This is a genomic window from Nonomuraea sp. NPDC003201 (assembly GCF_053590415.1).
Window position 1 is genome coordinate 1 of record NZ_JBSFTC010000589.1, and the last position, 3,521, is coordinate 3,521.

Annotated in this window: 3 protein-coding genes; all 3 read left to right on the forward strand. The window is 74.2% G+C overall.

What is annotated here, in order from left to right; all coding sequences use genetic code 11:
* Window positions 1-1,842 (forward strand): hypothetical protein (locus tag ACWDX9_RS61200; protein ID WP_449973097.1); only part of this gene is annotated, 1,842 nt, incomplete at its 5' end.
* Between the two features lie 10 nt (window positions 1,843-1,852).
* Entirely contained in the window at window positions 1,853-3,175 is a 1,323-nt protein-coding gene (locus ACWDX9_RS61205; protein ID WP_449973098.1) for a DUF6519 domain-containing protein, read from the forward strand.
* A gap of 2 nt (window positions 3,176-3,177) precedes the next feature.
* Window positions 3,178-3,521, forward strand: a 344-nt coding sequence (locus tag ACWDX9_RS61210; RefSeq protein ID WP_449973099.1) for an eCIS core domain-containing protein, incomplete at its 3' end; no start/stop codon positions are given.

Here is a 3,521-nt window from a genome sequence, read left to right on the forward strand (position 1 = left end):
GCCTCGTACCGCCTGAGCCTGCACACCGACACGTCGATCGTGAAGATCATCTGTGAGTGGCAGGAAGACTTCATTATCGTGCGGGACAGGCCCGCGCGGGCGGTGGAGACGTACCGGATGCTGGTGCGCGACCAGCACCTCCGGCACCTGCGGCCGGACCGGCCGGCCACCTTCGACGTGCGCGACCTCGTCGCCTGCGAGCGCGTCGGCGGGCCCTTCGACACCGCCCCCAGGCTGCCCGACGTGCGCCGGATCAACAGCGAGCTGACCCGGGGCCTGCCCAACATCCCCAGCCTGGCGCTGTACGTGTGGTGGCTGCTGTCCTTCCCCGTCACCCGGGCCCCGGCGTTCTGCGTCGACCAGCGCTACAGCCGCTACCTGGTCAACGTGCTGGGCATCGACACCCAGCTGTTCGCCCCGCAGGGGACGGGGCCGAAGGCCGCCCACCTGTCGGGACCCGCCGACCTGCCGCAGCCGATCGGCCGTGAGGAGTTCGCCGCGGCCGTGACCGAGTACTACGGCCCGGGCCGCGCCCTGCGGATCTGGCGCGACAGCCTGGACGACCCCGTCCCCGCGAGCCGGATCGTCGGCGCCGACCTGAGCGACTGGCGCTACCGGCCCCAGCCGGGCCAGGTGGTCGTCGACCCGGTGCTGGGCAGGATCGCCTTCCCGCCGGACGAGGCGCCGGAGGAGGGGGTGTGGGTGAGCTGGTGCTACGGCTTCAGCGAGCGCATGGGCGGCGGCGCCTACGCCAGGGCCACCGCTCCCGTCGGCGAGCGCCGCCGGTACGTCGTCGGCGGTGACGGGTTCGGCTCGATCACCGCCGCGCTGCGGCAGTGGCAGGAGGACAAGGAGGCCGACCCGTCGCTGCACGACGCGCTCGTGGAGATCGTCGACTCGGCGGACTACACCGAGGCGCTCTGCGTCGAGCTGGACCTGGACGACCGGCTGGAGCTGCGGGCGGCGCCGTACCAGCGGCCGGTCATCAGGCTGCTCAACCAGCGGGCCAACAGGTTCGACGCGCTCTCGGTGCGCGCCCGCTCCAAGACCCCGCCGCCGGGCGGCGCCGCCGACTGCCCGCCGCCCTCCGCGCGCCGCCCCCGCCTGCTCCTCGACGGGCTCGTGATCTCGGGCCGCAGCGTCGACATCACCGGCCAGGTGGGCGAGGTGACGATCAGGCACTGCACCCTCGTGCCCGGCTGGGAGCTGGACGACCGGTGCGAGCCCCGCCACGGCGAGGAGCCGTCGATCGAGCTGCGCCGCACCACCGCCCGCCTGCGCGTCGAACGGTCGATCGTCGGCACGATCCTCCTCGACCAGGACGAGACCGCGGGGGAGCCGCTCATCGTCGAGGCGTCCGACTCGATCATCGACGCGACCGGCCGCGAGCTGGCCGCGGTGACGGGCGTGGACGCCAGGAACGCCTACGCCGACCTGACCCTGCGCCGCTGCACCGTGCTCGGCCAGGTGCGCGTCTACCTGCTCAGGCTCGCCGAGGACAGCATCGTGACCGGCTGCGTGCACGTGGCCAGGCGCGACGCCGGCTGCGCGCGCTACTCCTACGTCTCCTACGCCTGCCACGGCGGCCCGCCCCGCTACCGGTGCCCGCCCGATTCGGACAACCGGCTGCGGCCCAGGTTCACCAGCGTCAGGTACGGCACGCCCGGCTACTGCCGGCTGCACGAGACCTGTGCCGACGCCATCCGCACAGGAGCGGAGGACGGCGCCGAGATGGGCGCCTTTCACGACCTGTTGGAGGCGCGCAGACTCGCCAACCTCGTCGACCACCTGGACGGGTTCGTCCCCCTCGGTGTCGATGCAGCCGTCATCAACGCCACCTAGGGAGACCGCTGTGCACGGAGACTTCTCCAACATCACCTTCTCGCCGGAGCGCGGCTACTCCGCGGTCTTCGACCTGCAGGGCAGGGTCGGCCTGGACGCCAACCGCAACGAGCAGACCGCGCTCCTGCTGCACCAGCTGCGCGGCGCGCTGGCCGACCTGATGGGCCCCCACGCCGGGCCGGCGGGTCCCGGACTGGGCTTCGCCATCAGCGAGCCGGCTGTGGCGGACTTCACCATCGGGGCGGGCCGCTATTACGTGAACGGCATCGGCGTCGAGAACCCGGCCGAGACCACCTACGCCAAGCAGCCGCACGCCGTGCTGGACGTCGCGGGCGCCGACCGGCTGCCCAAGGGCAGGTACCTGGTCTACCTGAAGGTCTGGGAGCGGCACGTCACCGAGGTGGAGGACCCCACGCTGCACGAGCCCGCGCTCGGCCCGCACCACCCCGACACCAGCAGTCGCGCGCAGGTGGTCTGGCAGGTGCGCGCCGTGCCCGTGCCGGCCGGCGACGTGTCGGTGGAGACCTGGGTCGCCGACTGGATCGCCGCCGCCGAGTCGGCGGAGCACCGGGGAGTGCTCCAGGTACGGGCCACGCGCCCGCACGAGGCCGACGACGACCCGTGCACCGCGCCGTCCGACGCGGGATACACCGGGGAGAACCAGCTCTACCGGGTGGAGATCCGCAGCGGCGGCACCGCCCGGGAAGGGGCGAGCTTCGCCTGGTCGCGGGACAACGGCTCGGTGATCTACCCGGTCCTGGCGAGCGACGGGCCCGTGGTCCAGGTGAGCAGCCTGGGCCGCGACCGGCACACCGCGCTGGAGGTCGGCCAGTGGGTGGAGGCCGTGGACGACGCCGTCTCGCTGCGCCGCGAGCTGGGCTGGCCGCGTCCGGCCGCGCCGCTGCGCCAGGTGGTCGACGTGGACGTGGACCTGTCGACCGTGACCCTGGACGCGCCGCCGCCCGCGATCGACCGGCGCCGCCACCCGTACCTGCGGCGCTGGGACCACACGCCGCCCGGCAAGTCCCCCGACGGGGCCGTCCCGGTGACCGAGGCGCAGGCGGCCAGGAAGGACGCGGGGTGGATCCCGCTGGAGCGGGGCGTCGAGGTGCGCTTCCTCACCGGCGAGCGCGGCAACCCGCACCGCTACCGTACGGGCGACTACTGGGTCTTCCCCGCGCGCCGCACGCTGGGTGACGTCATCTGGCACCATCCCCAGGGCCGCGGCCCGCACGGCGTGGCCTACCACTACGCGCCGCTGGCCGTCGTCGAGGGCGACGCGGTCACCGGTTGGCGGACGTCGTTCGCGCTGCCGCTCACGCACGGACTGTGACCATGGCGGCCGGCGACCGACGCGCCGAACCCGCGCGGGCCTCGGCGCCCGTCCCCGCCGCGGCCCGCAGGGAGCTGGCGCGCAGGGGCGAGCCGCTGGACCGGGTGACGCGGACGGCCATGGAGCAGCGGTTCGGGCAGGACCTCAGCCAGGTCAGGGTGCACTCCGACGGCTCGGCCGGGAGATCGGCGCGCGAGCTGGGCGCCCGCGCGTACACGGTCGGGGAGCGGATCGTCTTCGGCCCCGGCAGGTTCGCGCCGCACACCCCCGACGGCAGGCACCTGCTCGCCCACGAGCTGGCCCACGTCATCCAGCAGCGCGGCGGCGCCGGCCCGCGGCCGACCCG